General features: G+C 71.8%; 19 protein-coding genes and 2 pseudogenes. 11 read left to right on the forward strand and 10 right to left on the reverse strand.

Going from position 1 to position 25,925, the window contains the following annotated elements:
- Positions 1–52: 52 nt before the first annotated feature.
- The 5 genes from IO36_RS24430 to IO36_RS24450 form a co-directional block, all read right to left on the reverse strand.
- Positions 53–511: a GNAT family N-acetyltransferase gene (locus tag IO36_RS24430; protein WP_037622976.1), complete on the reverse strand. Its 459-nt coding sequence runs from the start codon at positions 509–511 to the stop codon at positions 53–55.
- Between the two features lie 94 nt (positions 512–605).
- A complete protein-coding gene (locus IO36_RS24435; protein WP_037622977.1) occupies positions 606–2,003 on the reverse strand; it encodes an FAD-dependent monooxygenase in 1,398 nt (465 codons plus the stop codon).
- Positions 2,004–2,115: 112 nt separating this feature from the next.
- On the reverse strand, positions 2,116–3,420 hold the full coding sequence (locus IO36_RS24440) for a hypothetical protein (protein WP_037622979.1): 1,305 nt from the start codon (positions 3,418–3,420) through the stop codon (positions 2,116–2,118).
- A 55-nt stretch (positions 3,421–3,475) separates the two neighbouring features.
- Positions 3,476–4,687 carry an MAB_1171c family putative transporter gene (locus IO36_RS24445; RefSeq protein WP_063764897.1) on the reverse strand — a complete coding sequence of 404 codons (1,212 nt, stop codon included), beginning with the start codon at positions 4,685–4,687 and terminating at the stop codon, positions 3,476–3,478.
- A gap of 3 nt (positions 4,688–4,690) precedes the next feature.
- Positions 4,691–5,230, reverse strand: a complete 540-nt coding sequence (locus tag IO36_RS24450) for a hypothetical protein (protein WP_037622985.1) — start codon at positions 5,228–5,230, stop codon at positions 4,691–4,693.
- Positions 5,231–5,587: 357 nt separating this feature from the next.
- Here IO36_RS24450 and IO36_RS24455 point away from each other — a divergent pair, with 357 nt between their 5' ends.
- Positions 5,588–6,403, forward strand: a complete 816-nt coding sequence (locus IO36_RS24455) for a DUF427 domain-containing protein (protein WP_037622987.1) — start codon at positions 5,588–5,590, stop codon at positions 6,401–6,403.
- A 134-nt stretch (positions 6,404–6,537) separates the two neighbouring features.
- A complete protein-coding gene (locus IO36_RS46945; RefSeq protein ID WP_158997470.1) occupies positions 6,538–6,903 on the forward strand; it encodes a hypothetical protein in 366 nt (121 codons plus the stop codon).
- A gap of 79 nt (positions 6,904–6,982) precedes the next feature.
- On the opposite strand, the gene IO36_RS24465 is transcribed toward IO36_RS46945, so the two are convergent.
- Positions 6,983–8,614 (reverse strand): alpha/beta hydrolase, encoded by a 1,632-nt coding sequence (locus IO36_RS24465; RefSeq protein ID WP_037622994.1) that lies wholly within the window; start codon positions 8,612–8,614, stop codon positions 6,983–6,985.
- Positions 8,615–8,710: 96 nt separating this feature from the next.
- On the opposite strand from IO36_RS24465, the gene IO36_RS24470 reads away from it, so the two are divergent.
- Positions 8,711–9,625 (forward strand): helix-turn-helix domain-containing protein, encoded by a 915-nt coding sequence (locus IO36_RS24470; RefSeq protein WP_037622996.1) that lies wholly within the window; start codon positions 8,711–8,713, stop codon positions 9,623–9,625.
- A gap of 171 nt (positions 9,626–9,796) precedes the next feature.
- Here the strand turns inward: IO36_RS24470 and IO36_RS24475 are convergent, their stop codons facing one another.
- Positions 9,797–10,354, reverse strand: a complete 558-nt coding sequence (locus IO36_RS24475; protein WP_037622998.1) for a pyridoxamine 5'-phosphate oxidase family protein — start codon at positions 10,352–10,354, stop codon at positions 9,797–9,799.
- A 147-nt stretch (positions 10,355–10,501) separates the two neighbouring features.
- Here IO36_RS24475 and IO36_RS24480 point away from each other — a divergent pair, with 147 nt between their 5' ends.
- Positions 10,502–11,074 carry a GNAT family N-acetyltransferase gene (locus IO36_RS24480; protein ID WP_037623000.1) on the forward strand — a complete coding sequence of 191 codons (573 nt, stop codon included), beginning with the start codon at positions 10,502–10,504 and terminating at the stop codon, positions 11,072–11,074.
- 33 nt (positions 11,075–11,107) lie between these two features.
- On the opposite strand, the gene IO36_RS24485 is transcribed toward IO36_RS24480, so the two are convergent.
- Entirely contained in the window at positions 11,108–11,365 is a 258-nt protein-coding gene (locus IO36_RS24485; protein WP_037623001.1) for a hypothetical protein, read from the reverse strand.
- A gap of 295 nt (positions 11,366–11,660) precedes the next feature.
- Here IO36_RS24485 and IO36_RS24490 point away from each other — a divergent pair, with 295 nt between their 5' ends.
- Positions 11,661–12,599 carry a virginiamycin B lyase family protein gene (locus tag IO36_RS24490; protein ID WP_078943409.1) on the forward strand — a complete coding sequence of 313 codons (939 nt, stop codon included), beginning with the start codon at positions 11,661–11,663 and terminating at the stop codon, positions 12,597–12,599.
- 204 nt (positions 12,600–12,803) lie between these two features.
- Here the strand turns inward: IO36_RS24490 and IO36_RS24495 are convergent, their stop codons facing one another.
- Complete coding sequence (locus tag IO36_RS24495) at positions 12,804–14,144, reverse strand: MFS transporter (RefSeq protein ID WP_107065791.1); 1,341 nt, start codon at positions 14,142–14,144, stop codon at positions 12,804–12,806.
- Positions 14,145–14,646: 502 nt separating this feature from the next.
- Here IO36_RS24495 and IO36_RS24500 point away from each other — a divergent pair.
- From IO36_RS24500 to IO36_RS24520, 6 genes and pseudogenes are all read left to right on the forward strand, one after another.
- Entirely contained in the window at positions 14,647–15,099 is a 453-nt protein-coding gene (locus IO36_RS24500) for a hypothetical protein (protein WP_063764898.1), read from the forward strand.
- A 72-nt stretch (positions 15,100–15,171) separates the two neighbouring features.
- Positions 15,172–16,996, forward strand: a pseudogene (locus IO36_RS24505) (SPFH domain-containing protein).
- Positions 16,997–17,071: 75 nt separating this feature from the next.
- Positions 17,072–22,042, forward strand: a complete 4,971-nt coding sequence (locus IO36_RS24510; RefSeq protein WP_425535547.1) for a DNA repair ATPase — start codon at positions 17,072–17,074, stop codon at positions 22,040–22,042.
- Positions 22,042–22,167 carry a hypothetical protein gene (locus IO36_RS48985; RefSeq protein ID WP_280923750.1) on the forward strand — a complete coding sequence of 42 codons (126 nt, stop codon included), beginning with the start codon at positions 22,042–22,044 and terminating at the stop codon, positions 22,165–22,167. Before IO36_RS24510 ends, IO36_RS48985 begins: the two co-directional genes overlap by 1 nt.
- A gap of 178 nt (positions 22,168–22,345) precedes the next feature.
- Positions 22,346–22,810, forward strand: a complete 465-nt coding sequence (locus IO36_RS24515) for a CBS domain-containing protein (protein WP_037623003.1) — start codon at positions 22,346–22,348, stop codon at positions 22,808–22,810.
- Between the two features lie 431 nt (positions 22,811–23,241).
- Positions 23,242–24,439: pseudogene (locus tag IO36_RS24520) on the forward strand (SLC13 family permease).
- Positions 24,440–24,577: 138 nt separating this feature from the next.
- Here IO36_RS24520 and IO36_RS24525 read toward each other — a convergent pair.
- The gene (locus IO36_RS24525) at positions 24,578–25,831 is read right to left on the reverse strand and encodes a lactonase family protein (RefSeq protein WP_078943410.1); all 1,254 of its coding nucleotides are present in this window, start codon (positions 25,829–25,831) and stop codon (positions 24,578–24,580) included.
- Positions 25,832–25,925 lie beyond the last annotated feature (94 nt).

Below are 25,925 nucleotides of genomic sequence, written 5' to 3' on the forward strand. Positions count from 1 at the left end.
GGCCCGGGTGGAGCGTCGCTGCTCGCGCGCCCTTCCCCACGGCTGCGCCGCGTCAGCCGGGGTTCGCCACCCGCAGAGGGGCCCGCACCATGAACACGTCCACCGGATCCTCCGCCTCGACGGTGAACCCGTACCGCTCGTAGAGCCGCCGGGCCGGACTGCCGCGCAGGACGTTCAGCCGGACCGGGACTCCGGCACGGTCGCACCGCTCCAGGAGCTCACCGAGCACGCCCGAGCCGACACCCTGTCCCTGGACACCAGGGGAGAGATAGAAGTGCTCGAGCCACCGGGTGTCGTCGTCCGGGCGCAGGGCCACGCAGCCGGCGAAGGAACCGGCGACCTCGATCACCCAGGTGTGCGCCGGATCGAACCCGTCCCGCAGTCGCTGCCGTACGCGGTGCGGGTCGTACCGTCCGAGCCGTTCCAGATCCGCCCGCAGCACGACGGCCCGCAACTCGGCCACCGCCTCGACGTCGCGCGTCGACGCGGGCCGCAGTTCCCAGTCAGCCATGACGATCAACCTATCGCGCGCGCTGCGGCCCGGTTCCGCGGGACCACCCCTGCACGCGCACCCGGGCGCCGGACCCGGCGGTCGTCCGGCGTGATCAGAGTCCGGCCGCCGACCGCTCGTCCTCCGTCAGCGGCGGGCCGTCCAGCAGGGGCTCCTTCCGGCCGAGGAAGACTCGGAAGAGCATGTCGGGTGCGAGGAGCCGGACCGGTGGCCGTTCCATGCTCATGACGTCCAGAAGCACGCGCAAGGCGTCGGGGTTGCGCGCCCCGGCGTCGACCGCGCGGTCGATGAACCGGGCGGCCGCACGTTCCAGTCTGCTGGGTGCCACGTCCGTGGCGCCCGGATAGAGGACGTCCTGGCCGACGGCGAGATCCCAGGCCTGCCCGACGGGGCGTGCCGCGCGGCGCTGTATGTGCCGGGCCGTCTCCGGGGAGTCCAGGGGGTGCCGCGCGAGGACCCCTTTGAGTGCCAGGACGCTCTGCGCGGCGGCCGTCAGTCCGTGTCCGTAGACGGGGTTGTATCCGGCGACGGCATCGCCCAGAACGGCGAAGCCCGCGGGCCAGCTCGGCGACTTCTCGTAGTAGCGCCGCTTGTTGGCCGTGCTGCGGGTGGTGACGACGTCGCTGAGCGGTTCGGCCCCGGTGAGGAGTTCTCCGATGACGGGATGCGCGAGCTTACGGGCGAAGTCCACGAACTCGTCGTTGTCGCGGCCGGGTTGGCCTCCTCGGGTGCCGGAGAGGGTGACGAGCCACCGGCCCTCCTCTATGGGGAGGATGATGCCGCCCCGGCCCGGCGGCCGCCTGGGGTCCGCCTGGACGTTGACGATCGGGAAGTCCTCGCCGGTGGAGGCGGGAGCCCGGTAGATCCGGCTGGCGTAGCCCACGCCGGCGTCGACGACCCGCTCCTCGACCGGCGGCAGGCCGAGGTCCGTCAGCCAGACCGGCGCGCGGCTCGCGCGTCCGGTGGCGTCGATGACCAGGCCGGCGGGGAGGACCTCTTCTCCCTCGGTGCCGTGGACCCGCACCCCTGTCACGCGGTCCGCGGTGCCTTCGAGGGCGACGAGTTCGGTCCGTTCGCGCAGGGTGACGCGGGGAAGCCGGAGGACCTCGGCGCGGATCGTCGAGTCGAGCAGGTCGCGGCTGCACACGAGGTTGAGGTGGCGGGCGTTCTCGAAACGCCGGAACCACTGCCCGGAGGGGGCCTTGCTGACCATGCCCGACATGATCGGTACGCGGCGGGCGCCGCGCGCGACGAGCCGGTCCGTGATGCCGGGCAGCAGTGCCTCCAGGGCCCGCACTCCACCCGACCAGAGCAGATGGGCGTGGCGTGCCTGGGGCAGTCCTCTGCGCGGAGCGGGGAGCCGGGGCAGGACGTCGGACTCGACGACGGTGACGTCCGCGTGGTCGGAGAGTACGGCCGCCGCGAGCATGCCGGTCATGCCTCCCCCGATGACGAGCGCGGCGGGCCGACGACCGGACGATCTCTCGGGCATTGGCGGGAGCACCCTTTCTGACGGCCGTCCGGCCGTGACGGCCCCTGACCGGCGACAGCCGCCAGAGGCACGGAGTTCGAATTGGGGACAACGTACCTTCTGCGGGCCGCAGTCACTCCTGGTGGACGTCCTGGAGGGCCGCGCGCCGACGGGCCGCCGCGACGATGGGCGAGGTGTCGATGGCCCGCGCGAGTCCGACCCTGGTGCGAGGCCGTTCCACGGTCTCCAGGAGCTTCACCTCGGGCGTGTGGTACGACTCATGACGACCCGTCACATGCACGCGGGCCGCGGCCAGCATGGCGGCGTCCGCCACGACCCTCGCGTCCTCCAGCACCGTCTGCGGAGCCTCGTCGGCCCGATGACGGTCCGTGGGCGCGGGCGACGCCTGCCCTTTCCGCGCGCCGGTCCATGTCCACCGGCGGCGGAGGCCCGGGGCGGTGCCGGGCTCCGTCGGCAGGGCCGACTGGCGGAGCGCCTCGGCGTAGGCCGCGTCCCGGATCTCCTGGTCCAGGTAGGGCGCGCAGGCCAGGACACCGTCCAGGATCGTGATCTCCTGCTGGGTCAGCCGGACCACGGGCGAGGTCCACCAGCGGAATTCGGCGGTGGCCGGGCCGCGCAGTTCGTGCAGTTCCGCCCAGAGCGGCTTCTGGAGACGGTAGCGGTGCCAGGCCCGCACGTTGTCCGCGAGCGGGGGGCCGAGACGGGGCAGCGCGAACCCTGCGGCGACGAGGACCCCGGCCGTCGCGACGAGCGGCGGCGACACGTCGGTGCTGAGGGTGTCCCAGTCGTGGCCGGTCCAACGGGCCGCCATGGAGGTGTACTTCGCGACCTGGTAGGACAGGTCGAAGCAGCTGCCGATGCCGATCAGGGTGAGACCGGTGCGGGTGACGCCGGTGATCATCCGGCGCCAGCTGAGGCACATCCCCGTCAGGGCGACGGTGGCGAGGGTGTGGAACGCCAGGTACAGCAGGATCATTTCGCGCATGTACGGCGTCGTGGCGTAGTAGGTGTCCATGTCCCGTGTCCGCTCGACGGGCACGTCGGCCAGCCCGAAGAGCACCACGATCCCGATGATCACCAGCGTGTAGAGGGCCACGACCAGGAGCGTCCGTCGCTTGATGGCGGAGCGGGGCCCGCCCCGCCACGCGATCATCAGAACGAGGTAGGCGGCGCTCAGCGCGGACATGCCGGAGTACACCAGCGGTCCGGAGAAGTTGGCGATCCCGGTGAACGCGTTGACCGCGCTGATCGTCGGCGGAGCGGACAGGACGCAGACGGCGGCGCCGATCAGCAGGATCGCGTTGCTGGGAAGGGTCGCGGGGTCCCGCCAAGTCCGCTTCAGGGAAGGCGCCTTGATCGCGACGACGATCAGCAGGACCACACCGGGAACGTAGAACACCAAGCCGCTGCCGTTCATCGCTCACGGGCCTTCCGGACAGGGGTGGACCCCGCGGGCGGGGTGGCGGAGGGCTTCATGTGGTTGATTTCTCGCCATCCTCGACGTGTTCGACCGCAGGACGCGGCGGCGCGGCGCGATCCGCGGGGACGGCGGCCACGAGGGGGGAGTTCCGCAGGGCGCGGGAGACGCCCACGAGAGCGGACCGCGCGGTCGGGACGGCGGAGTCCCCCGGGACGCGCGGTGTGCGGGTGAGGCCCTGGCGCGTGGCCTGCGAGGCCGCGCGGATCATCGCCGCCTGGCCGATGAGGACGGCGTCCGGACCCGTGCTGCCAGCGGCTTCGGCGGCGGACTGCGCGCGAGCGCGGAACTCGTCGTCGAGCTGCGGACGCACGAGGCTCAGCCCGTCCTGGATGCCGGCCTCGCGCCTGGTCAGATGGACCTGGGGCGAGGCGTACCAGCGGATGGGCGCGGCCAGTGGTGTGCCGGGGCTGGCGTCGCCGAGTTCGTCCCACAGCGGACCCAGCCGGACGTAGGCGGCGAGGGTCCGGACGGTGGCCACGGCCCAGGGACCGACGAGGGGCAGCAGGAATCCCACGATGGCGAAGGGCGCGGCCATCGCCGAGACGAGCGGGGAAAGGGTCGTGCTGAGCACGTCCCAGTCCCGGCCGGTGCGGTGGGCGGCCACCGCGACGAGCTTGAGGCCGCTGAAGGCGAGGTTCAGCAGCCAGCCCACGCACAGGATCCACAGACCGGCCCGCAGCCACCCGTGGACCTGGAGGGCCCAGCGCCAGCACATCATCGTGGTGACGAGCGCCGCGGTCATGTGCGCCAGCAGGTACAGCATGATCATCTCGCCGATGTACGGCGCCGACGCGTAGTACGTGTCGAAGTCGGTGCGCCGTTCGACCGGAGCGTCACCCAGGCCGAACAGCGCGATCAGAATCGCGACGACCACGGTGTACGCGAGGAGCCAGTGCCGTGAGACCCGCCGCACGTGCTCGGGCGAGCCGCCCCGCCAGTGGACGATCAGCAGCAGGCAGGCGGCGCTGAACCCGCTGATGATGATGTACACCAGCAGACTCGACGCGTTCGGGATCCCGCTGACGTCGTTCACCGCGGCGATCGTCGGGGGAGCCGCGAAGAAGAAACCCGCCCCGCCCACGGCGATGACGACACAGACGGAACGGACGAGCGGGTCGCGCCATGCCCTCCGAAGATCGGGGAGTTTCACGGCGAAGCAGATCCACAGGGCGACCGCGGGAATGTAGTAGTCGAAGGAGTTCACGGCTCAGACCTGCCGGCGACGGTTTCCCAGCGAGGCGCTGATGCGTCCGGCGATGTCACCCCGCCCGGCGGGCACGGCCCCGGGCTCGCTCTCCAGCCACACGCGGAACCGCGTGGCCGCCAGGAGGCCGAACGTCTCGGCGGTCCTCTCCTCGTTGTGCTTGAACTCCGAGCGCGCGGCCACCCGGCGCACCGTGTCGTCGAGTTCGGGCAGATCGGGGCGGGTGGACAACATCCTGGTCGCGACGGAACGGCCCACCGCGTGGTTGCCGCAGGCGCCGTCGAGGAGGTGCCAGACCTCGTGGAAGAAGATGGCCAGTTGATGGAGCGGAGTGGCTCGCTCGTCGATCACGATGATGTCGCGGTCGGGCAGGTCGAGCCAGAGACCGCTGGCCGTCCGGTGCGGGAACTCCTTGCGCAGGACGACGAGTTCGCGCCCGGTCTTCGCGCCGACCAGCCGGATCAGCGCGTCGAACAGGGCGTCCGGCTCCGTGGGGACCGGCAGGGCGACACCGGCGACCAGTTCGTCGACGAGCCGACGCATGACCCTTCCCTTGCGCACTGATCTCCCCAGGAAGTGCGAGAAGCCTGCGGCTTCGTGTCGGTGTTTCCAGCCGGTCGGTGCCGATCCGGGACGGCGACGCGGTGGGTCTCCGCACGCAATATGCCAAACCCGGGCTTGCCGTGCACAGGGCAACGACACGCCGGCGGCGCCGTGCCGGCCCGTATCATGCTGAACAAGTCGGATAAAAGCAGATCTATGAGGGCTCGGCCGGATGACTGGTTCTGGCCGTCGTCCGAGCGGTCCGGCGCGCCTTCCGGCGGGAGCTGCGGCGTCGGCGGGTGGCCCCGTGTGAATCTTGGACCGTCACCGACCGGGCGAACCGAAGGAGACCGGGTCATGACCGCCTTCCGCACCACCCGAGACGTCCGGAGCACCCCGGAGGGCCTCCTCTGGGAACCCAGCGCCCGCTGGGTGCGCGGCCGGCGCGGGGAGGTGACCGTCGTGGACAGCAGGCACCCCGTCCTCGTGTGGGAGCCGGACGTGCCGGTCCCGCTCTACGCCTTCCCCCGCGACGAGGTCCGCGAGGACCTGCTCCGCCCAGCGCGGAACCCCCCGACGGGCACGCACACCGGATCACGGATCTTCTACGACCTCGAGCTCGACGGCGAACTCCTGGCCAACGCGGCCTGGACGTTCCCCTCCGCCGACCTGGCCGGACACATCGCCTTCGAGTGGTTCGGCCGGGTCGGGCGGGGCCTGGACCACTGGTACGAGGAGGAGGAAGAGATCTTCGTCCACCCGCGCGACCCGCACAAACGGGTGGACGCCCTGGCGAGCGCCCGGCACGTGCGGGTCGAGATCGAGGGCACGCTCGTCGCCGACACCGTCCGCCCGGTCCTCCTCTTCGAGACGGCGCTGCCCACCCGGTTCTACATCCCGCGCGAGGACGTCCGCCTGGAACTGTTCGTCCCCACCGCCCACCACACCGCCTGCCCCTACAAGGGCACGGCGGACTACTGGTCCCTGCGGGGCGACGCCGCCGTCCCGCCGAACATCGTCTGGAGCTACCCGGACCCCCTGCCGGCGGTGGCCCCGATCCGGAACCTCCTCGCCTTCTACAACGAGGCGGTCGACATCACCGTGGACGACGAGCCCCAGGCCCGCCCCGTCACCCCGTTCACGAAGTCCCTCGAACACCAGAAGCGGAACTGACGGAACAGCACCCCACGCCCGACGCCCCGGAGACCGTCGTGGCCGGGCACCGTGAAAGACGTCGCCGATCTTTCCGCCGGGCGACGGCGAGCGCTACGCTCCGGGGCCGACACATCAGTCGCGAGGGGGCCGGGATGCGTCGAATACCGTTGAAGCGGCTCGTCCCGTACGCGATCGGCGGAACCTGGCTCGTCGCCTCCATCGCGCTGCGGGTGCACAGCTGGCACGAGCGGGCTTTCGTCGCGGCCTTCCTGCTCGGGGCGTGCTGCTACGGCCTGCTCTTCCACCGGTGGCGCCAGGAGGACGACATGGCCGCACGGCGGTGGTGCCTCGGCGGCGCGGCGCTGTGGGCGCTCACCGTGGCCGTGGCGTCCTTCGACGACGGCGCGGCCACTCCGGTCGCCGGGCTCGCGGTCCTGGTGGGCGTCGTGGGCGCCCTGACGCTCGCCCGCACCGCGCGCCCGCGCGCCAAGCCGGACCCGGGTACACCCGACCACTGACGACGGGCCGGTACATCCACGCAGCAGGGGTCCGAGGTTGTGTGCGGGGCCTACGGGGTCGGGGCCGAGGACCCCGGCTCTATTCCGAGGCGGGGCCGAGGTGCCTCAGTACCGATCGCAGCGCCTCCTCCACCGCCCGGCGCGCCGCCTCGGAGTGGTCCGTCGTCTCGAAACCGTGGCGGCCCTGCGGCAGGTCGATCACCTCGACCGCCGCGTCACACTCCTTCGCGGCGGCCAGGAACTCCTCGACCGTCGCCGCGATCTCGGTGCGCTCCCGCCCGACCCTGGTCAGCACGACCGGCAGCCGCCCCGCGCCCTCCACGGCGGTCGCCGGACGGAACCGGGTACCGAAGGTTCCCCAGTTCGGCATCGGCTCCAGGACCGGATACGAAGCCGCCACGCACCGCAGCCAAGCCGGGGGCGCCGCGAGCCAGTCCGCCGACAGCAGCCCCCCGACCGAGAAGAACCACAGCGCCACGCGGTCCGCGTCCACCCGCGGATCGGCCCGTACGAGGCCGACCGCCTCGGCGATGTCCTCGGCGGCCCGCGGGAGGTCGCCGAGATCGTGCAGCCGGTGGTCCACCGTCACGCCGACCGCTCCCAGGTCCGCCACCGAGCGGGCGTAGCCGACGAATCCGGGCCAGTCGCGCGGAGTCGGCCGCACGTCGGGGTGCACCGGACCGCCGTGCACGAACACCACCGCCGGCCAGGGGCCTTCGGTTGCCGAGATGCCGTCGGGGACGTCGTCGCCGTGAAGGTCGTCGTGGAGATCGCCGTGAAGGTTGCCGTGGACATCGCCGGGGAGGTCGCCGGGGAGATGGAGATCGACTCGTCCGATCCGCTCCCGGCGTCGCTCCGGAGCGTCCAGCACGAACGGGCGCAGGTGCCCCGGCAGTTCGCCCACCTCGGCGGTCACCCGGTGGCCCTCGCCCGCGGCGGCCCGGAGCAGGATCCCTGCCACCTCGTCCGCGCGCGAGAGCATCGGCCAGTGCCCGGTGTCGAGTTCGAAGAACGTGATCCGTGGTTCGGCGAGCGCCTTGAACCGGGGGTCGCCCATCGCCACCATGCCCTCGACCATCGCGATGCTCGAACCGTTGCCGGTGCACAGGACACCGGTCGCGGGAAGGTCCGCCGCCGCTCCCGTCAGCCGCAGGGGCCGGGTGAGGGTGCCTGCCGGCTGCGGGACCGCGTCCTGCGCCAGCCGGGTCAGCCGGTCCGAGGGGATCCCCGCGACGCTGCCCCAGCGTTGCCACTCGTCCCGCGACGGCGGCGGGACCAACCGGTCGCCGCCATCGCCCTCGCCATGGCCTTCGCCCACGCCGGTGGCGGTCCGGGCCGACAGCCGCTCGCGCACCTCCTCGTCCGGGAGCAGCGCCAGCGCCCGGTCGCCGTTCCCCGGCATGCCGGCGTCCATGTGGACGATCCGGGCGACCCGTTCCGGCCGTCGGTCGGCCGCCCCGAGCACCGGGAAGATGCCGTAGCAGTGACCGACCAGCACTACCTGCTCGTCGTCCACCTCGTCGACGAGCCGCAGCAGATCCTCGATGTGCGTCTCCAGGTCCGTGCCGGGGCCCGCCGGACGGTCCGGGGCACCCATGCCGGTGAGCGTCACCGGATGGACCCGCGCCCCCGACTCCCGCAGCCGGGCGGCCACGTCGTCCCAGATCCAGCCCCCCGTGTGAGCACCCGCCACCAGGACGAAAGCCGTCATCATTGCCTCCTCGCACGGTCCTCGGCGGGCCCGGCCGTCCCGGTGTCCCGCGCTCGCCGGTACCGTAGGAACTCCCCCTGAGGGAGGTTCAAGTCCGTGTCTTCCGAGACCGTGTGGAGCATCGGGGAGCTCGCCGAGCGCGCCGGCGTCACCGTCAAGACCGTCCGCTTCTATTCGGACCGGGGACTGCTGCCCGAGGCGGCCCGCAGCTCCGGCGGCCACCGGCGCTACGGTCCCGAGGCGCTCGACCGGCTGCACCTGATCCGCTCCCTGCGCACGCTCGACCTGCCCGTCCCCGAAGTGGAACGGATCCTCGACCGGGACGACGCGATCGAGGACGTCGTCGCCGGTCAGCTGCGGGAGGTCGGCTCGCGTCTCACCGCCCTGCGCTGGCAGGAGGCGGCCCTCCGGCTGGTCCAGGACTGCGCCCCGGAGGAACGCGCCGCCCGCATCAGGCTGATCGGCGCCGTGTCCGTCCCGCCCAGCACCGCCCCGCTGGCCCGCTTCTGGCGGCGCTGGCTGCCGGTGCGGCTCCCGGCCCGGCTCGTGTCCACGATCGTCGAGCACTCCATCCCGCAGCTTCCCGAGGGCCCGACCCCGGCCCAGGTGCTGGCCTTCACCCGGCTGCACGCCTTCGTGACCGCCCCCTGCCCCGGAACCGGGAACGGCCAGCCCGCGACGCACCGGCCCGACGGCGGCCGCCCCGACGTGCTCTACGACGGACTGGTCGAGGCCTACACGCTGGCCTCGCCGCAGCTCCGGGCCGACCGGGCGCCCCGAGCGGGCGAGGCACTCGACTGCTTCGTCTCCGCCTACGCCCGGTCGTACGGCACCCGCGACACCCCCGACTTCCGGCGCGGCCTCAGCGGACAACTGGCCGCCGATCCCCGGATCGACCACTACTGGAACCTGACCGCCGAGGTCACGGCCTCCCCGGACCCGACCCCGGGCGCCACCCACGACTGGCTCTGCGCCGCGCTGGACGATCAGATCGCGGGTGCGGCCGGCTGATCGCCCACCGCGCCCACTGCACTGTCGCGCCCGTCGCGCCCGTCGCGCCCGTCGCGCCCGTCGCGCCCGTCGCGCCCGTCGCGCCGACCGCGCCGACCGCGCCCACCGCGCCCACCGAGCCCGCCGCACCTGCCGTGCCCGAGAGGCTCGCGAGGCCAGAGAGCCGGTCCCTCAGAACGACCAGCGGGTGTGCGTGAAGACCCCGTTGTCGCGGCCGAAGCCGTACGCCGTGTCCGGGCGCACGGCGTACACCGTCGCCTGCCCCTTGCGGAACGCGTCCCCGATGCCGTGGAAGGTCCCCTCGGGCGAGGTGATGTGCGGGCCGTACTTCGTCTCGTACGCCCCGATCACCCGCTCCAGCGCCTCCGGATCGGTGACGGCTTCGGCCGTGCCCTCGACCACCAGGTCGAGGCCTTCCGTCAGCGCGTTCGTGCCGGTGGTCAGCGCGCAGTGAGCGTCGTGAGCCAGGTTCCTCGCCTTCTGCTCTCCCGGACCGGTGGAGAAGTACAGCACCCCGTCGTGCCAGGCGGCGATCACCGGGGTGACGTGCAGCCGCCCGTCCGGCCGCACCGTGGACAGCCAGAAGATCTCGGCGGTCTCCAGCCGCCGTCGGCCCTCGGACCACCCGGTGGCGGTGACGTCCTCGGCACCCGGGCGGGCCCGGAGCGCGGAGCTGTAGCGCGCGTCGAGTTCCGCGGTGGGCTCGTGCACGGGTTCCTGCGTGGGCATGGCGGATCTCCCTCGTCCTGTTCGACAACGACATCTCTCCCTGACAACGACCGGTCGCGCACCCGGAAGTCATCGCCGCGCCGGGCTCCTCCGCCGCCGGACCGCCGGGCTTCTCTGCCGCCGGATCACCCGTGAGAGGGTGGCGGTATGACCATCACCGTGCGTCCGGCGTCGGCGGTGGAGGACGTCCGTACGCTCGTCGGCCCGAAGTCCCCGACGGCCACGGTCTGCTGGTGCCTGAGCCACCGCGTCCCCGCGAAGCTGGACAAGGAACTCCGCGGACCGGCGCGCGGCGCCTACGTGGCCGAGCTGTGCCGCAGGGAACCCGCGCCGGGCGTGCTCGCGTACGAGGGGGACGAGCCGGTCGGCTGGGCCGCCGTGGCGCCGCGCTCGGAGTCAGCGTACGCCCGCAGCCGTACGATCCCGCACCTCGACGACCTCCCGGTCTGGTCCCTTTGGTGTGTCCGCGTCCGGCCCGGACACCGCAAGCAGGGCATCTCGCACGCCCTCATCGCCGGTGCGGTCGACTTCGCCCGCGTCCACGGAGCGCCCGCCGTCGAGGCGTACCCCGTGGACAACGGCGACGCCCGGGTGGACGTGACGATGGCGTACGTCGGGATGCGGAGGAACTTCGAGCGCGCCGGGTTCGTCCACGCCGCCGACACCACCTCGGTGCTCGCCGGTCACCCGCGGGTCCTGATGCGGTTCGACCTGCGCTGACGTCCGGTCCGGACGCGGACGGACCCGTCGGGGTCAGGAGTCGACCAGGGCGCTCAGCCCGTAGTCCAGCTCCGCCCCGTCGACCAGCAGCGCCTCGACCGTGCGCGAACGCGGGTCGATGTCGGCCACGATCCCGTCGCCGGCGAAGCGCGGGTATCCGGTCTCCCCGGTCTCGCCGGTCGCCTCGACGACCGCGGATCGCACCGCCGCGTCACGAGCGGAGACGGCTTCCGCCTGCTCGACGAACTCGGGGACCAGCAGGACGGTGTAACGCTCAGGTTCGGTAGTCACGCTCCGGTATTCAAGCGCCTCGCGCGCCGCCCGTCGTGCAGGCGCACGGCGGTTCCCGTACTCCCGCGGTCGGCCGAGCGGGGGACGGCGGTGGAATGCGCCGTCCGATGGGGGAAGGCATCGATCATGCCGCCGACCCGGGCGCCGTCCGGGACCACGCGAGCGGCCCCGCTGTCCCGTGCCGCTCGCCGAGCCGGCGGCGCGGCCCTGGGCGCGGCCGTACGCACCGGCGGCGGCAACCGTTTCCGCAGACGGCCCGGCGACGCGCGGGCCGTCGAGAACAGAGGGGCGCACCGTGAAGCACTGGACAAGGCAAGCACGAACCCGCACGTCCGCGTCCGCCGCCGGCCGCGCCGGGTGGGCGCGGCGGCTGGCGGCCGTCACGGGAGTCCTCCTGCTCTGCGCCCTCCCCACCGGAACCGCGGGCGCGGCGCGGGGCAACGGTCCCTCGCCCGCCAGACCGCCGCTGTTCGTGTCCGACTACGGCAACAACCGCGTGCTGCGCCTGCCGGCGCTCGGTGACGGCCAGTCGACGGTTCCGCTCGAGGGCATCGTCCGTCCGACCGGTCTCGCCTGGGACGCCACCCACGACCTGTACATCTCCGACACCGGCAACAACCGGGTGGTGAAGCTGGAGGCGAGGGGCGGGCCGCAGTCCACCGTCCCCACCACCGGCCTGTCCCGTCCGCTCGGCCTCGCCGTGAGCCCCCGCGGGGACCTCTACATCGCCGACAGCTTCAACGACCGCGTCGTGAAGGTTCCCGCCGACGGCAGTGGGCAGACGACCGTGCCCACTACCGGGCTGGTCCACCCCTGGGGCGTGGCCCTGGGCTCGCGCGGGGACCTGTACATCTCCGACTTCGTGAACGACCGGGTGGTCAAGGTCGCCGCGAAGGGCGGCGCGCAGACCACGGTCCCCACGGTCGGCCTGGCCCAGCCGACCGGGCTCGCCCTGAACGCCGCCGGGGACCTCTTCATCGCGGACAGCGGCCACGACCGCGTCGTCAAGGTGGCCGCGCGCGGCGGTGCCCAGAGCACGGTGCCCACGACGGGTCTGGACGGTCCGCTGGGCCTCGCCCTGGACGGCCGCGGCGGCCTCTACGTGGCGGACGGGTCCAACAACCGGGTGGTCCGGGTCCCGGAGAAGGGCGGCGCCCAGGTCACGCTTCCCTTGACCGGCCTCAGCACGCCGACAGGTCTCGCGTTCCCGCCGGCCGACAAGCGGCATGGGTGAGGGGGAGCACCACTTGGGTTCCGGCGGGCGGGGGCGGGTTCCGGACCGGGGGACGTGGGTTGGCGTGACGTGGCCGGTGTGACGCGGGCCGGCTGACACGGTGGGGCGGGCGGGTCGGCGTGGTGCCGTGGAGCCGTCGCGCAGGCACGGCCCGCCGGTCAGGACACGTCCGGGTCACCCGTCAGACCGTGTCCGATCCGCCCCTCAGGAGGCGTCCGGTACCCCGGTGTCCGGTACGCGTGTGTCTACGGGTTGGCCGACGGGCGCGGCGCCGGCACCGCTACCTCCCGCTCCCGCCCCGGCCACCACTCCCGCCCCTCCGGCCACCGCTCCTCCACGCAGCTCCGGCGTCCGCGCACCGACCCACAGGACCGCGAACAGGCACAGGAGTCCGCCGCTGACCAGGGAAGCCGCCCCCGAGGTCCAGCCGGCCACGACACCGCCGCGCAGATTGCCGAGGTGGGGACCGGCCTGGCCGACGATCGTCTCGGCCGCGGTCACCCGGCCCAGCAGCGCGTCCGGGGTGTGCGTCTGCACGATCGTGCTACGGGAGATCACCGAGGCGGCGTCGCCGGCCCCGGCGAGGGCGAGGAGGACGAGCGCGGCCCACGGATCACGCACCAGGCCGAAGGCGGCGAGCGCCACGCCCCACACTCCCGCCCCGCAGATCATCACGAGTCCGGGACGGTTCAGCCGAGTGATCGCCCCCGACAGCGCGGACGCGGCGATGCCGCCGACCGCGAGTACGGACAGGAACAGACCGAGGGTGCGCGGACTGCCGCCAAAGCGTTCGGCGTTGACCAGTGGGAAGAGGCTGACCGGCATCGAGAGGACGGTGGCGGCCAGGTCGGTGACCAGGGCGCCCCGGACCACCCGGTGGCCGGCCAGGAAGCGGAGACCGTCCAGCACCCCGTGCACTCCGGGCCGGGACGGTTCACCCGTGGGCGGAAGGGCGGGCAGTCCGAAAGCGCCGTAGAAGGAGAGCCCGAAGGACAGGGCGTCGATCAGATAGCAGGTGCCGATGCCGGCCCAGCCGAGCAGGAGGCCGCCGAGCGCGGGGCCGACGAGCATCATGCTCTGGGCCGTGACCTGCTGGAGCGCGAGCCCCGCGGCCACCTGGTCCTTGGGCAGCAGCCTCGGCACGAACACGCCCGTGGCGGGAGCGCCGACGGCCGAGAAGCAGGACTGCGCGGCCACCAGCGCGAGCACGCCCGCCACCGGGACGTGCCCGGTGAAGCCCTGGACCGCGAGCAGCGCGGAGACGACCGCCTGACCGACCGTGGCGTAGAGGTAGATCCGCCGCCGGTCGCCGCGGTCCGCCCAGGAACCGGCGAGCAGACCCAGCACCACCATCGGCACGGCCTGCGCCAACCCGACGGCACCGGTCCAGACCGTGCTGTGCGTCATGTCCCAGACCTGGTACATGACGGTGACCATGGTCATGAAGCTGCCCAGCACGGACACGGTCCGCCCGATCAGCAGCCGCCGGAAGACCGGGGACGTACGCAGGGGCCGGACGTCGATCAGGGTTCGGCCGAGACTCATGAGGGACGGCGGGAGGCGCGCGGGTGGTTCTTCACGCCGCGCAGGGTAACGGGCGAGTTCGAGTCAGGGCGAATTGCTTTTGGCCCTGCTCTTCGCCGCCTCCTCGCGCGTGACCGCGCGCTCTCCGGCCACCGCGTAGATCCCGGCACGACGTGGCGCGTTCGCAGCCCTCGGCGAAGGCGTCCGCCAACGGGTGGAACCGGTGGCGAACGCGGTGTCGGTGGAGCCGAGCGCGTGGGGCCGGACGGAGCGATCTCCCGGTCCTTCACATCGTCCCGAATTTTGACGCGTCGGCGACGGATTCCTGGCGGCTCACCGGCATGCAGACCGAGTGAACACTGCCGGGAATCGGCAATGCGCGCGTGCGCCGCAGCCGTGCACCATGGCGTGCGGGGGCGCCGCGGGGCGGGCTGATGCCGGACACCGGCAGGTCTGTCCGGTCCGGAAGCCGGGGGAGCGGTGCGCCGTGAAGGTGTGCAGCGCAGGGGGAAGGGGCCGGGAGATGCGGACGTTCGTGGAGGCCGTCACCGGTCCGCCCGGGATCCTGTTCACCGCGGCCCTCGTCGTGGCCGTGTGCTTCTGGCTGCTGGTCGTCGTCGGTGTCGTGGCCGTGGTCAGTTTCGACGCGGACGCGGACGCGGATCTCGGCACCTGGAGCATGGGCGGGGTGCCGGTGCCGGTGGCGGTCGCCGTGTCGCTCCTGACCGCGATCACCTGGCTCGTCATCGTCGGCGTCGCCGTCCTGCCCGCCGCCCTGGTGACCTCGGGTCCCGCCACCGGAGCCCTGCGCTTCCTGGCGCCCGTGGGTGCGTTGCTCGTCTCCTGGCGGCTCACCCGCCTGTCCATCCGGCTCCCGCACCGGTTCCCCGACGAACCCGCGCCGCCGGCCCTCGTCACGGGCGCCGGGGGCCGGTGCTCCCGTGGCGTGCTCGCCGCCGGGGACCGCGCCGCCTGAGCCGTCGGTCCGGCAGACGCTTCTCGACACTGCCGCGCACGTCAACTCGCTCACCTCATAAGGACTTATGCCATGGTTGCCATCGGCGTGCTCGCCGCCGCCCTGCTGTTCCTCACCGCGGTGCTCCTGCTCGTCTGCTCCCGGCTCTTCCGCAAGGTGGAGCAGGGCAAGGCGCTGATCGTCTCCCAGACACGGACGGTCGCCGTGACCTTCACGGGTCAGATCGTGCTGCCGGTCCTGCACAAGGCCGAGTTCATGGACATCTCGGTGAAGACCATCGAGATCACGCGCACCGGCCGTGAGGGACTGATCTGCCGCGACAACATCCGTGCCGACATCCGGATCTCGTTCTTCGTCCGGGTCAACAAGACGGTCGAGGACGTCATCAAGGTCGCGCAGGCCGTCGGTACCGCGCGGGCCAGTGACCGGGACACGCTGCAGGAACTGTTCCACGCGAAGTTCTCCGAGGCGCTGAAGACCGTCGGCAAGCAGATGGACTTCACCGATCTGTACACCAAGCGCGAGGAACTCCGGTACCAGATAATCGAGTTGATCGGCGTCGACCTCAATGGCTACCACCTGGAGGACGCGGCGATCGACTACCTGGAGCAGACGCCGCTGACCCAGCTCGACCGAGGAGGCGGAGACGGCTCGGGTGGTGGAGGAGGAGCGGCTGCGTGCTCAGGGCGCTTTCCTGCGCACCGAGGAGCAGTTGGGCATCCAGCGGGAGAACCAGGCGCGCGAGGTCGCCGTCGCAGCGAAGAACCGCGAGCGGGTGATCGCCGTCGAGAACGAGCGCATCGAGAAGGACCGGCTCCTCGAGGTCATCGGGCGCGAGCGCGAGACCCAACTGACCCGGATCGCCGCGGAGAAGGAGATCGAGGCGGAGAAGCGGGACATCGCCGAGGTCATCCGTGAGCGGGTCGCCGTGGACCGCACGGTCGCCGAGCAGGAGGAGTCCATCAAGAAGCTCCGTGCCGTGGAGGCCGCGGAGCGGGACCGTCAGGCCGTGATCATCGCCGCCGAGGCCGAGGCGCAGGAGAAGCTGGTCAAGGACATCAAGGCCGCGGAAGCCGCCGAACAGGCCGCGACGCACCGTGCCGCCGAACAGATCACGCTCGCGGAAGCCCAGTTGACGTCGGCCGACCTGGAGGCGAAGGCCAGGCTGCGCCGTGCCGAGGGCGTCCAGGCCGAGGCGGCGGCCGAAGGTCTCGCGGCCGTCCAGATCCGCGACAAGGAGGCCGAGGTCATCGAGAAGGCCGGCCGTGCCGAGGCCGTGGCCACCGAGGCCCGGCTGCGCGCCGAGGCCGAGGGATCGCAGGCCAAAGCCCTCGCGGAGGCCATGGCCATCGGCGAGAAGCTCAAGGCGGAGGCGGCCGGTCTCACGGAGAAGGCCGCCGCGATGGCGGCCCTCGACGACGCGTCCCGCGGGCACGAGGAATACCGTCTGCGCCTGCAGACGGAGAAGGAGATCCGGCTCGCCGGGCTGGACGTCCAGCGCCAGATCGCCGAGGCCCAGGCCACCGTCCTCGCCACCGGACTGGAGAACGCCGACATCGACATCGTCGGCGGCGATTCGATCTTCCTCGACCGGCTGATGTCCTCCATCGCCCTCGGCAAGGGGATCGACGGCTTCGTCGGGCACTCGGGGACCGCGCAGGCGCTCGCCAAACCGTGGCTGGAGGGCACATCGAGCTTCACCGAGGACCTGAGCCTGGTGCTCGGCTCGGTCTCGACGGCCGACGTGCGGAACCTGACCGTCTCGGCGCTGCTGATGAAGCTCATCAAGTCCGACGGCGCGCTCGCCGGGCCCGCGCAGCGGCTCCTCGACCAGGCAGGGCAACTCGGCATCGGCGACACCCCGGCCGCCGCGCTCAACGGCACCGCGAAGAGCTGACCGCACCACCCGCCGGATCCGCCGCGCAGGGGACGGCGGCTCCGGCTCGTACACCTCCGAAGGGAATCACGCATCATGGCAATCGGCCTCCGGACCGGGATGCCGGGGACGACGGCGACGCCCGGGACGCCCGGGGCCGGGCCGTACGACGCCGTCGACATCGGTACCTACGAGGTGCTGCGTGACCGGCTCGCCACCCAGGCCGCCGAACTCGCCGCCCGTGCCGAGGCGCTCAACGCCCGCCGTGTCGAGGAGTTCGGCGCGGTACGGCTGGAGCTCGGCGGCACCGCACGGCTGCGCACCGAGAACGCGTGCGCGCCCCGTGACATCGTCGCTGTCGGGAACACCCTGCTGTTCGGCGGCGTTCCGCATCTCGAGGCCCGGCGGGAGACGGCGGTCGGTGATGTCTTCGCCCTGTACGACGAGGAGTTGAGCCGCCTCCCCGAGAACGCGGTCCCGGGCCTGCTCGACGATCCGGGGTTCGTGCGGGAGTTCGCCGCGCTGTACCGCTACTTCCGGCAGACCCGACTGCTCCGGCTCCGCCGTGTGGACGGCCGCCTGCTGGCCGTCTTCCAGACGGGAGACAAGGCCGGGGACATCCGAGTACTGCGCTGGGCACTGACCGCGGACGGGCAGGCCTCCTTCCTGGACGCGCACGGGGAACGCGACCATGTCTTCCCGCCGTCCCACGACTTCGCTTGGTCCGGGACGAGTCGCGCGGACCACGTACTCGGCCGTCGGCCGCACATTGCCGTCCAGGGCGAGGTCTTCGTCTCGGCCGTCGGCGGCGCCCTCACCGTCACGGTGGACGACGACACCGAAGCGGGGGAGGTGATCCACAGCGAACCGGTCGACGAGCCGCTCCAGTCGCTGGCCGACGCGGACATCGCCCACGCCCGGGTGGGCGCTCTCGTCCTGCTGCGCGTCCGCCCCTACAACGAGGACGCCCACCGGTACCTGGTGTTCAACACGCTCACCCGTTCCGTGATCCGCCTCGACGGCATCGGCCAGGCGTGCCGCCGACTGCCCGACGACCAGGGCATCGTGTTCCCCGGCGGATACTGCCTGGCCACGGGCGCCCACAAGACGTACGACCTGAACACGACGGGCCTTGAGTTCGAGCGTGAGGTGCGCTCGCCCAACGGCGAGGACGTGCTGTACGAGTTCCGTACCCGCGCGGAGGGCCGGGGCCTGCTGCTGCCCTACAACATGATCCGCAGGGAGGTCGCCACACCACTGTCGTGCCACGGCTCGGCGCTCTTCGACGACGGCACCCTCATGGCGCTGGGCGCCGACGGCGGGGAACCGGCACGCGTCCACCCCCTGCGGCTGTGGCGCTCCCCGTTCGTGTCCGACCTCCACGCCGCCACCGCGCCCACCGGCACGGGGCCGCTGGCCCGCGTCGGCAACGCCGACCTCGTCCACGGCATCTCCGCCTGCCTGTCCGTCACCCGCGCCGTCGCCGGGACCACACCGACGACGGAGGTGTACGAGGCCCTGGCCGCGGCCTGTGTCCGGGCGGCCGACACTTGTCACTGGCTGGGCGACGAAGAGCTGGGCGACCTGCTCACCCCGCTGGAGGCCGTGCGCGGTACCGCCGAACAGGTGCTGACCGAGTTCGAGAACGTCCTGGCCCTCACACGCCAGGCATCCGACGCGCTCGACGAGGCACGCGACCGGATCGCCGCGGTGGTGCGCCGACTGCGCGGTGAGACCCCGCGCGACGCGACCGCCTGGATCGGCGGTCTGACGGAACTCCGTCACGCCCAGGGCCACTTGCTGACCCTCAAAGAGCTGCGCCACTGCGACGTCTCCCGTGTCGACGCACTCGCCGCCGACGCGGCCGCGGACCTCACCGCCTTCGGGCAGCGCGCCGTCGGATTCCTGGCCCGCGAGGACGCCTTCGCCGGACACCGCACGAACGTCGAACACCTTCTCGCGGACGCCGAGTCGATCACCACCGTCGCCGAGGCCGCGGCGGTCACGGCCCGCATCCACGAACTCGCCGAGAGCCTGGGGACGGTGACCGAGGTCGTCACCGGGATCGACACCACGGACGCGACGGTCCGCACGTCCGTGCTGGAGCGCGTCGCCGAGGTGCTGGGCGCTCTGAACCGGGCCCGCGCCACCCTCGACGCGCGCCGTCGAACCCTGCTCGACCGGGAGGGCCGGGCGGAGTTCGCGGCCGAGTTCGCCCTGCTGGGCCAGTCGGTCACCGCGGCGCTCGCGGTGAGCACCGGCCCAGACGCGTGCGACGAGCAACTCGCCGGCATCCTGGTGCGACTGGAGAACCTCGAAGCCCGCTTCGCGGAGTTCGACTCCTTCCTCGGCGAACTGGAGGACAAGCGCACCGAGGTCATCGAAGTCTTCGCGGCCCGCAAGCAGACACTCGCCGACGCCCGCGCCCGCCGAGCCGACCAACTGGCCACCTCCGCCTCCCGTGTCCTGGAGACGATCGCCCGACGCTCCAGGACGCTCCCGAACCCCGACGCGATCTCCACGTACTTCGCCTCCGACCCCATGGTCGCCAAACTGCGCCGTACAGTGGACGAATTGCGCGATCTCGGTGACACCGTACGGGCGCAGGAGCTCGAAGGCCGACTGAAAGCCGCCCGGCAGGAGGCGGCCCGCGCCCTGCGCGACCGCACCGACCTCTACTCCCACGACGGCCGCACCATCCGCCTGGGCAGCCACGACTTCGCCGTCAACACCCAGCCTCTCGACCTCACCCTGGTGCCGCACGCCGACGGCCTCGCCTTCGCCCTCACCGGCACCGACTACCGTTCACCCGTCACCGACCAGGACTTCGCCGCGACGCGCCCCTACTGGGACCGGAACCTGCCCTCCGAGTCTTCCGAGGTCTACCGCGCCGAGCACCTGGCCGCCCGCCTGCTCGGGGAACACGGCCCTGAGGCCCTCACGGAGGCAGCCCTCCCCGCTCTCGTACGGAAGGCCGCGGAAGAGGCGTACGACGAGGGCTACGAGCGCGGCGTGCACGACCACGACGCCACCGTGATCCTGACCGCGCTGCTCCCGCTGTACGAACAGGCCGGCCCACTGCGCCACCCGGCCACCTGCCGCGCCGCGGCCCAGCTGTTCTGGGCCCACGGCACCACCGCGGAGGCGCGCGCCACCTGGACGCTGCGCGCGGTATCCCTCGCCCGGGCACGGGACACCTTCGGCCCGGCCTCTGCCGTCACCGAGCTGGAGGGCGAGCTGGCGACGGCGATCGGCACATGGTCCTCGGCGGGCACATGGTCCTCGGGCGACACGGGGAACCCGTCCGCCGCCGCCTCGTATCTCTTCGATGAGCTCACCCACGGCCCCGAAGGCTTCGTGATCAGCGGAGCCGCCCGCACCCTGCTCGACAAGTTCCGCCACACCGTCGGTCCTTCGGCCTTCGGCGAAGACCTGGCCGGCCTCGATGATCTCGCCGCCCGCCGTCAGATCATCGAGGCGTGGCTCACCTCGTACGCCTCCTCCACGGGAGCGGACGTCGACCCGGGAGACCTGACCGAAGCGGTGGCCGCGGAGCTGTGTCCGGCGCTGGTCCGCTACGAGTCGGACGCCCCCGTGACGGCCGCGGCCGAGGGACTGCTCGGCACGCACCCGCGCGTCGCCGATGGCCGCCTGCTCCTGCGGATCGACGAGTTCCTCGCCCGCACGGACGGATTCCGCGCGGTGGAAGCCCCCGCCTTCCGCGCCCACCAACGTCGCCGCACCGCCCTGACGAGTGCCGAACGCTCCCGCATGCGCCTGGCCGACCACCGGCCGCGAGCCATGGCGTCCTTCGTCCGGGGCCACCTCATCGACGACGTGTACCTGCCGCTCATCGGCGACAACCTCGCCAAGCAGCTCGGCACGGTCGGCGAGACACAACGCACCGACAGGGGCGGTCTCCTGCTGCTCGTCTCCCCTCCGGGCTACGGCAAGACGACGCTCGTGGAGTACGTCGCCGACGGCCTCGGGCTCCTGCTCGTCAAGGTCAGCGGTCCGGCGCTGGGCCGGGGCGTCACCTCGCTGGATCCGGCCGAGGCTCCGAACGCCACGGCCCGCAGGGAAGTGGAAAAGATCAATTTCGCTCTGGCGGCGGGCAACAACACCCTTCTGTATCTCGACGACATCCAGCACACCTCGCCCGAGCTGCTGCAGAAGTTCATCCCGCTGTGCGACACCACCCGTCGCGTGGAGGGCGTATGGGACGGTGAACCGCGCACCTTCGACCTGCGGGGAAAGCGATTCGCGGTCTGTATGGCGGCCAACCCCTACACCGAGTCCGGGAGCCGCTTCCACGTGCCCGACATGCTCGCCAACCGTGCCGACGTGTGGAACCTCGGCGACGTACTGACGGGCAAGGACGACGTCTTCGCCCTCAGTTTCGTCGAGAACGCGCTCACGTCGAATCCGGCCCTCGCACCACTGGCCGGCCGCGATCACGCCGACATCGACCTGCTGATCAGGCTCGCCGCCGCCGATCCGAACGTACGGGCCGACCGGCTCACCCACCCCTACCCACCAGCCGAACTGGAGCGCATCCTGTCCGTCCTGCGCCACCTGCTCACCGTGCGCGACACGATCCTCGCGGTCAACGCCGCCTACATCGCCTCCGCCGCGCAGTCCGACGGCGCCCGCACCGAACCGCCCTTCCGCCTCCAGGGCTCCTACCGCAACGTGAACAAGATCGCCCAGCGCATCCAGCCCGTCATGAACGACGCGGAGCTGGCCGCCGTCATCGACGACCACTACACGACAGAGGCCCAGACGCTCATGGACGGGGCCGAGGCGAACCTGCTCAAACTGGCCGAACTCCGGGGCACGCTCAGCGCCGAACAGGCCGTCCGTTGGGCCGCGGTGAAGGCCGCGTACCTGCGCACGCGAGCGCTCGGCGGCCCCGACGGCGACCCCCTCGACCGCGCCGTCGCCGCCCTCGGCCTGCTCGCGGACCGGGTCGCCGCCGTCGAGTCGGCCATCACCCGTGCCGCGGGCACCCGGCCCGTGCTCGCCGACACCCGCTCCCGGTACGCGGCCGGGGGACAGGAGGCGTGATGACCGGTTTCATCCTGCCGCTCGCCGCGGCCCTCGTGATTGTCGCGTTCAGCACGGTCGTCCTCGTCCGCCGGGACCGACGCACGATGGGGTGCCGGGGGCGACTGCCTCACGAGCACGAGTAGTACGAGTAGTACGAGCGGCACGAAACGTGTCGGTCGAAGGTGCCGCGTCCTGCCGACCGGCCCGCTCGCGCCGGCCGGTTGTATCGTGCTCCTGTCACCTGTCACCTGTCGCTTCGGACCTGACGTCGAAGACGGGTGATGGTCACGGGTGTGACCAGGACCGAGACGGGAGCCGGGCGTGCGTGCGCGTGACTTGGCGGAGGAGTACGAGACGGTCGGTCTCGACAGCGACGCCATGGACGCCGCGCGGCTGATGGCCGACCACCGGCTTCCCGCGCTGCTCGTGCTGGACGAACAGGGCGCACCGAAAGCGATTCTGCCGGCCTCCCAGATGATCAAGACCCTGGTGCCGGGATACGTCATCGAGGACCCCACCCTCGCGGCCGTCGTGGACGAGCGTCACGCCGACCGGCTGTGCGCCGCGCTGAAGGGCCGCAAGGTACGCGACTGCCTGTCCACGGCCACACCTCCGCCCGTGGTCGCCGCTCCGGACGACACCGCGCTGGAGGTCGCCGCGCAGATGGCGCAGGCCCGCTCTCCGCTGGTGGCCGTCGTGGGGAAGGACGCGACGGGGGCGCGGCTCCTGGGCGTCATCACCGCCTCCCACTTGCTCGAACGCCTCCTTGCCACCGGCTCCGCCTGACACGTTCCCGGAACCGTCACCTCATGCGGCCCCGGAACCTTGACCGGCGGCTCGGGGATCTCCTGCACGGCGGCCCACGCCTTGCCGGGAACCGGCAGCCCTGGCCGCTCCCGGACTGCCTGCCAACGGCCTGCCAAGGATGCGTCAAGAATCAGTAAGGTTCACTGCGGTGTGCCGGGAAGTCTGGGCGGCGGACCGGGGATCACTCTCTGTCTCCCTCCCCATCGTCCCTCCGCCCCGATCATCACCGCCGGTACGGCGTCCCGAACGGTCGGCCCGGAGCCGCAGCTCGGACCGGGCCGCGGAGTCCTCCTGCCGGTGGAGGGCAACGCCGTGGTGCGATGACGCCTGCCGGAAGCCAAGCCGATGACGCCGCCAGGCGTGTCTCCCGCAGGAAGCGCCTTTCAACCCCTCGGAGGAATCGGAGCAGCGTGAGCGACTGGCACAGTTGGGCGGCGGTCGTCGTGTTCGTCGGTGCGTACGCACTGATCATCAGCGAGAAGATCCATCGGGTCGCGGTGGCCCTCGCCGGCGCGGGCCTCATGCTGGCGATCGGGGCGACCGACGACGTCTCGGCGTTCTACTCCGAGGACTCCGGCATCGACTGGAACGTCATCTTCCTGCTCATGGGCATGATGATGCGTCGTCATCACGGCGGCCGCTTCCGCGCTCCTCGACAACGTCACCACGGTTCTGTTGATCGTCCCGGTCACGCTGCTGGTCTGTGAACGCCTCGCCCTGCCGGCCGCGCCCTTCCTCATCGCGGAGGTGTTCGCCTCCAACATCGGCGGAACCGCGACCCTCGTGGGCGATCCGCCGAACATCATCATCGCCGGCCGGGCCGGCTTGACCTTCAACGACTTCCTGGTCCATCTCGCCCCGCTGGCCGCGTTGCTGGTCGTCGTCCTCGTTGCGCTGTGCCGGGTGATGTTCCGCAGGTCGTTCGTCTACGACGAGGACCGCGCCGGCGAGATCATGGCCCTGGAGGAACGCGAGGCCATCAAGGACCCCCGGCTGCTGGTCCAGGGACTGATCGTCCTCGCCCTGGTCGTGGCCGGGTTCGTCCTGCACCCGGTGCTCCACTACGAGCCCAGCATCGTCGCCCTGCTCGGGGCGGGACTGCTCGTCGCGGTCTCCAGCGCCGAGACGAGCGAGGTCCTGTCCGAGGTCGAGTGGCCCACCCTGGCGTTCTTCGCGGGCCTGTTCGTCATGATCGGCGGCCTGATCGACACCGGTGTGATCGATTCGGTCTCCAAGACGCTGGCCCACGCCATCGGCACCGACGAGCTCCTCGGCTCCCTCACCCTGCTGGGTGCCTCGGCGATGCTGTCCGGTGTGGTGGACAACATCCCCTACGTCGCCACGATGGCGCCCATCACCGGCGATCTGGTCCACAACATGGGCGGCGGCAGCGACCACGTCATGTGGTGGGCCCTCGCCCTTGGTGCCGACCTGGGCGGCAACGCCACCGCGATCGGTGCCTCGGCCAACGTGGTCGTCCTCGGCATCGCCGAACGCAACCGTCAGCCCATCACCTTCTGGCAGTTCACGAAGTACGGTCTGATCGTCACTGCCGTGACGGTGACCATCTCCCTCGGCTATGTGTGGCTGCGGTATTTCGCCCTCTAGCCTCCAGGGATCGAACGCCCTGGAGGCGCGGCGAGCGAGGCGAGCGCTCGGCACTCCGTATCCGTCCGCCCCGCACCTCGCGCCGGGGCTCGGCGGGTGCGGGCCCCTTTCGACGCGGGAGCAGGGAGTCGGTGTGGATCAGACGGCGACGATGCCTTCCATACCGGATTCGCCGAAGGGGGACAGGCCCGTGCCGGCTGTCGTGACCTTGGTGAGCTGGCCGTCCGTCTTGACGCGGAAGCCGTCGACGGTTCCGGAGACGGCGTTCTGGACGTAGACGAACCGCTCGTCCCTGGTCACCGCGAGATCGATCACGCCCTGCGACCTGGCCGAGGGCGGCGTGGCGATGCCCACGTCGTTGGTCAGCGAGAGCCGGCCGTGCCTGTTCATGCGGTAGCCGGTGACGGTGGAGTTGCCGGTGTTGCCGCCGTAGAAGTGGTCCCCCGCGCGCTCGAGCCAGCACAGGGTCTCCTGGCCGTTGGGCAGGGGCTTCTGAAGGACTTTCAGGGTGCCGTCGTGCCGAACCTTGTAGGTCGTGACCGTGGACTTCGCGGCCTCGGCGACGAGCATGCGCCTCCCGGTCGCGTCGAAGGTGATCGCGAACGGGACGGCGCCGGCCGACTTGTTGACGATCGGTGCGGCGACGGCCGGCAGTCCGCTCCGCTTCAGGGGGAGGACTTCGACGGTGTTGGCGGACTTGGTGGTGACGACGAGGGCGCCCCCGTCCGGAGTGAACGCCACCTGGCCGGGAGAACTGGAGAACAAGGGGATGTCCTTGTTGTCCAGACCCAGCGAGCGGCGGGACCCGGCCAGCGGCCGCAGTCCCTCACCGGATATCTCGAAGCCCTGGACACTGCCGCGTCCGCCCGCGTTCATGACGTACGCGACCCGTCCGTGTACGGCGATGGAGGCGGGGAACGCGCCGCCTGCGCTCACAACGTGCCGATCCTTCAGTCGGCTTCCCTCGACTCGGAAGGAGGTCACCGTGCCGCTGCCCGCGTTGACCGCCAGCAGCATCCCCGAGGCGTCGTCGTAGACGAGGGAGCCTTGGGAGGCGAGCGAGTCGGTCGGGGCGTCGACCTGGTCGCCGCCCTTGCCGCCGGTGGCGTAGGTGCCCGAGGCGCTCAGCGTGCCGTCGTCGCCACGGGCGAACACATGGATGGTGTTGCCGCCCAGCTCGTTGCCCTGGACGAAGACGGCGTGGTCGGCTCCGGGCGTGCTTCCTGAGGGCTGACTGGCCGACGCCACGGTCACAGCGACCGTGGCCGCCGCGGCGGCTGCAAGAGCCCCGCCACCGATCATGATCCGCCGAGTTCGCGACTTCGCCCGGTGACCGCCCCGGACGGCGGCGGGGCGGGTCGTACGGCCATGGCTCTCGGGGGTGCTGTCCATCGGCGCTTCCCATCCTTGTGAGGTGTCTTCACGGGTCGGCCCACGGCCTTGTGGGCCGCACCAGAGTGGACGGTGGGAGAGGTGTGACGACAGG

Source organism: Streptomyces aureus (genome assembly GCF_000725495.1).
GTDB lineage: Bacteria > Actinomycetota > Actinomycetes > Streptomycetales > Streptomycetaceae > Streptomyces > Streptomyces aureus_B.

Excerpts from the sequence above, each read along its gene's own strand:
- IO36_RS24430 (WP_037622976.1), bottom strand. The coding sequence starts at position 511 with ATGGCTGACTGGGAACTGCGGCCCGCGTCGACGCGCGACGTCGAGGCG.
- IO36_RS24435 (WP_037622977.1), bottom strand. The coding sequence starts at position 2,003 with ATGCCCGAGAGATCGTCCGGTCGTCGGCCCGCCGCGCTCGTCATCGGG.
- IO36_RS24440 (WP_037622979.1), bottom strand. The coding sequence starts at position 3,420 with ATGAACGGCAGCGGCTTGGTGTTCTACGTTCCCGGTGTGGTCCTGCTG.
- IO36_RS24450 (WP_037622985.1), bottom strand. The coding sequence starts at position 5,230 with ATGCGTCGGCTCGTCGACGAACTGGTCGCCGGTGTCGCCCTGCCGGTC.
- IO36_RS24455 (WP_037622987.1), top strand. The coding sequence starts at position 5,588 with ATGACCGCCTTCCGCACCACCCGAGACGTCCGGAGCACCCCGGAGGGC.
- IO36_RS46945 (WP_158997470.1), top strand. The coding sequence starts at position 6,538 with ATGCGTCGAATACCGTTGAAGCGGCTCGTCCCGTACGCGATCGGCGGA.
- IO36_RS24465 (WP_037622994.1), bottom strand. The coding sequence starts at position 8,614 with ATGACGGCTTTCGTCCTGGTGGCGGGTGCTCACACGGGGGGCTGGATC.
- IO36_RS24475 (WP_037622998.1), bottom strand. The coding sequence starts at position 10,354 with ATGCCCACGCAGGAACCCGTGCACGAGCCCACCGCGGAACTCGACGCG.
- IO36_RS24480 (WP_037623000.1), top strand. The coding sequence starts at position 10,502 with ATGACCATCACCGTGCGTCCGGCGTCGGCGGTGGAGGACGTCCGTACG.
- IO36_RS24495 (WP_107065791.1), bottom strand. The coding sequence starts at position 14,144 with ATGAGTCTCGGCCGAACCCTGATCGACGTCCGGCCCCTGCGTACGTCC.
- IO36_RS24500 (WP_063764898.1), top strand. The coding sequence starts at position 14,647 with ATGCGGACGTTCGTGGAGGCCGTCACCGGTCCGCCCGGGATCCTGTTC.
- IO36_RS24510 (WP_425535547.1), top strand. The coding sequence starts at position 17,072 with ATGGCAATCGGCCTCCGGACCGGGATGCCGGGGACGACGGCGACGCCC.
- IO36_RS48985 (WP_280923750.1), top strand. The coding sequence starts at position 22,042 with ATGACCGGTTTCATCCTGCCGCTCGCCGCGGCCCTCGTGATTGTCGCG.
- IO36_RS24525 (WP_078943410.1), bottom strand. The coding sequence starts at position 25,831 with ATGGACAGCACCCCCGAGAGCCATGGCCGTACGACCCGCCCCGCCGCC.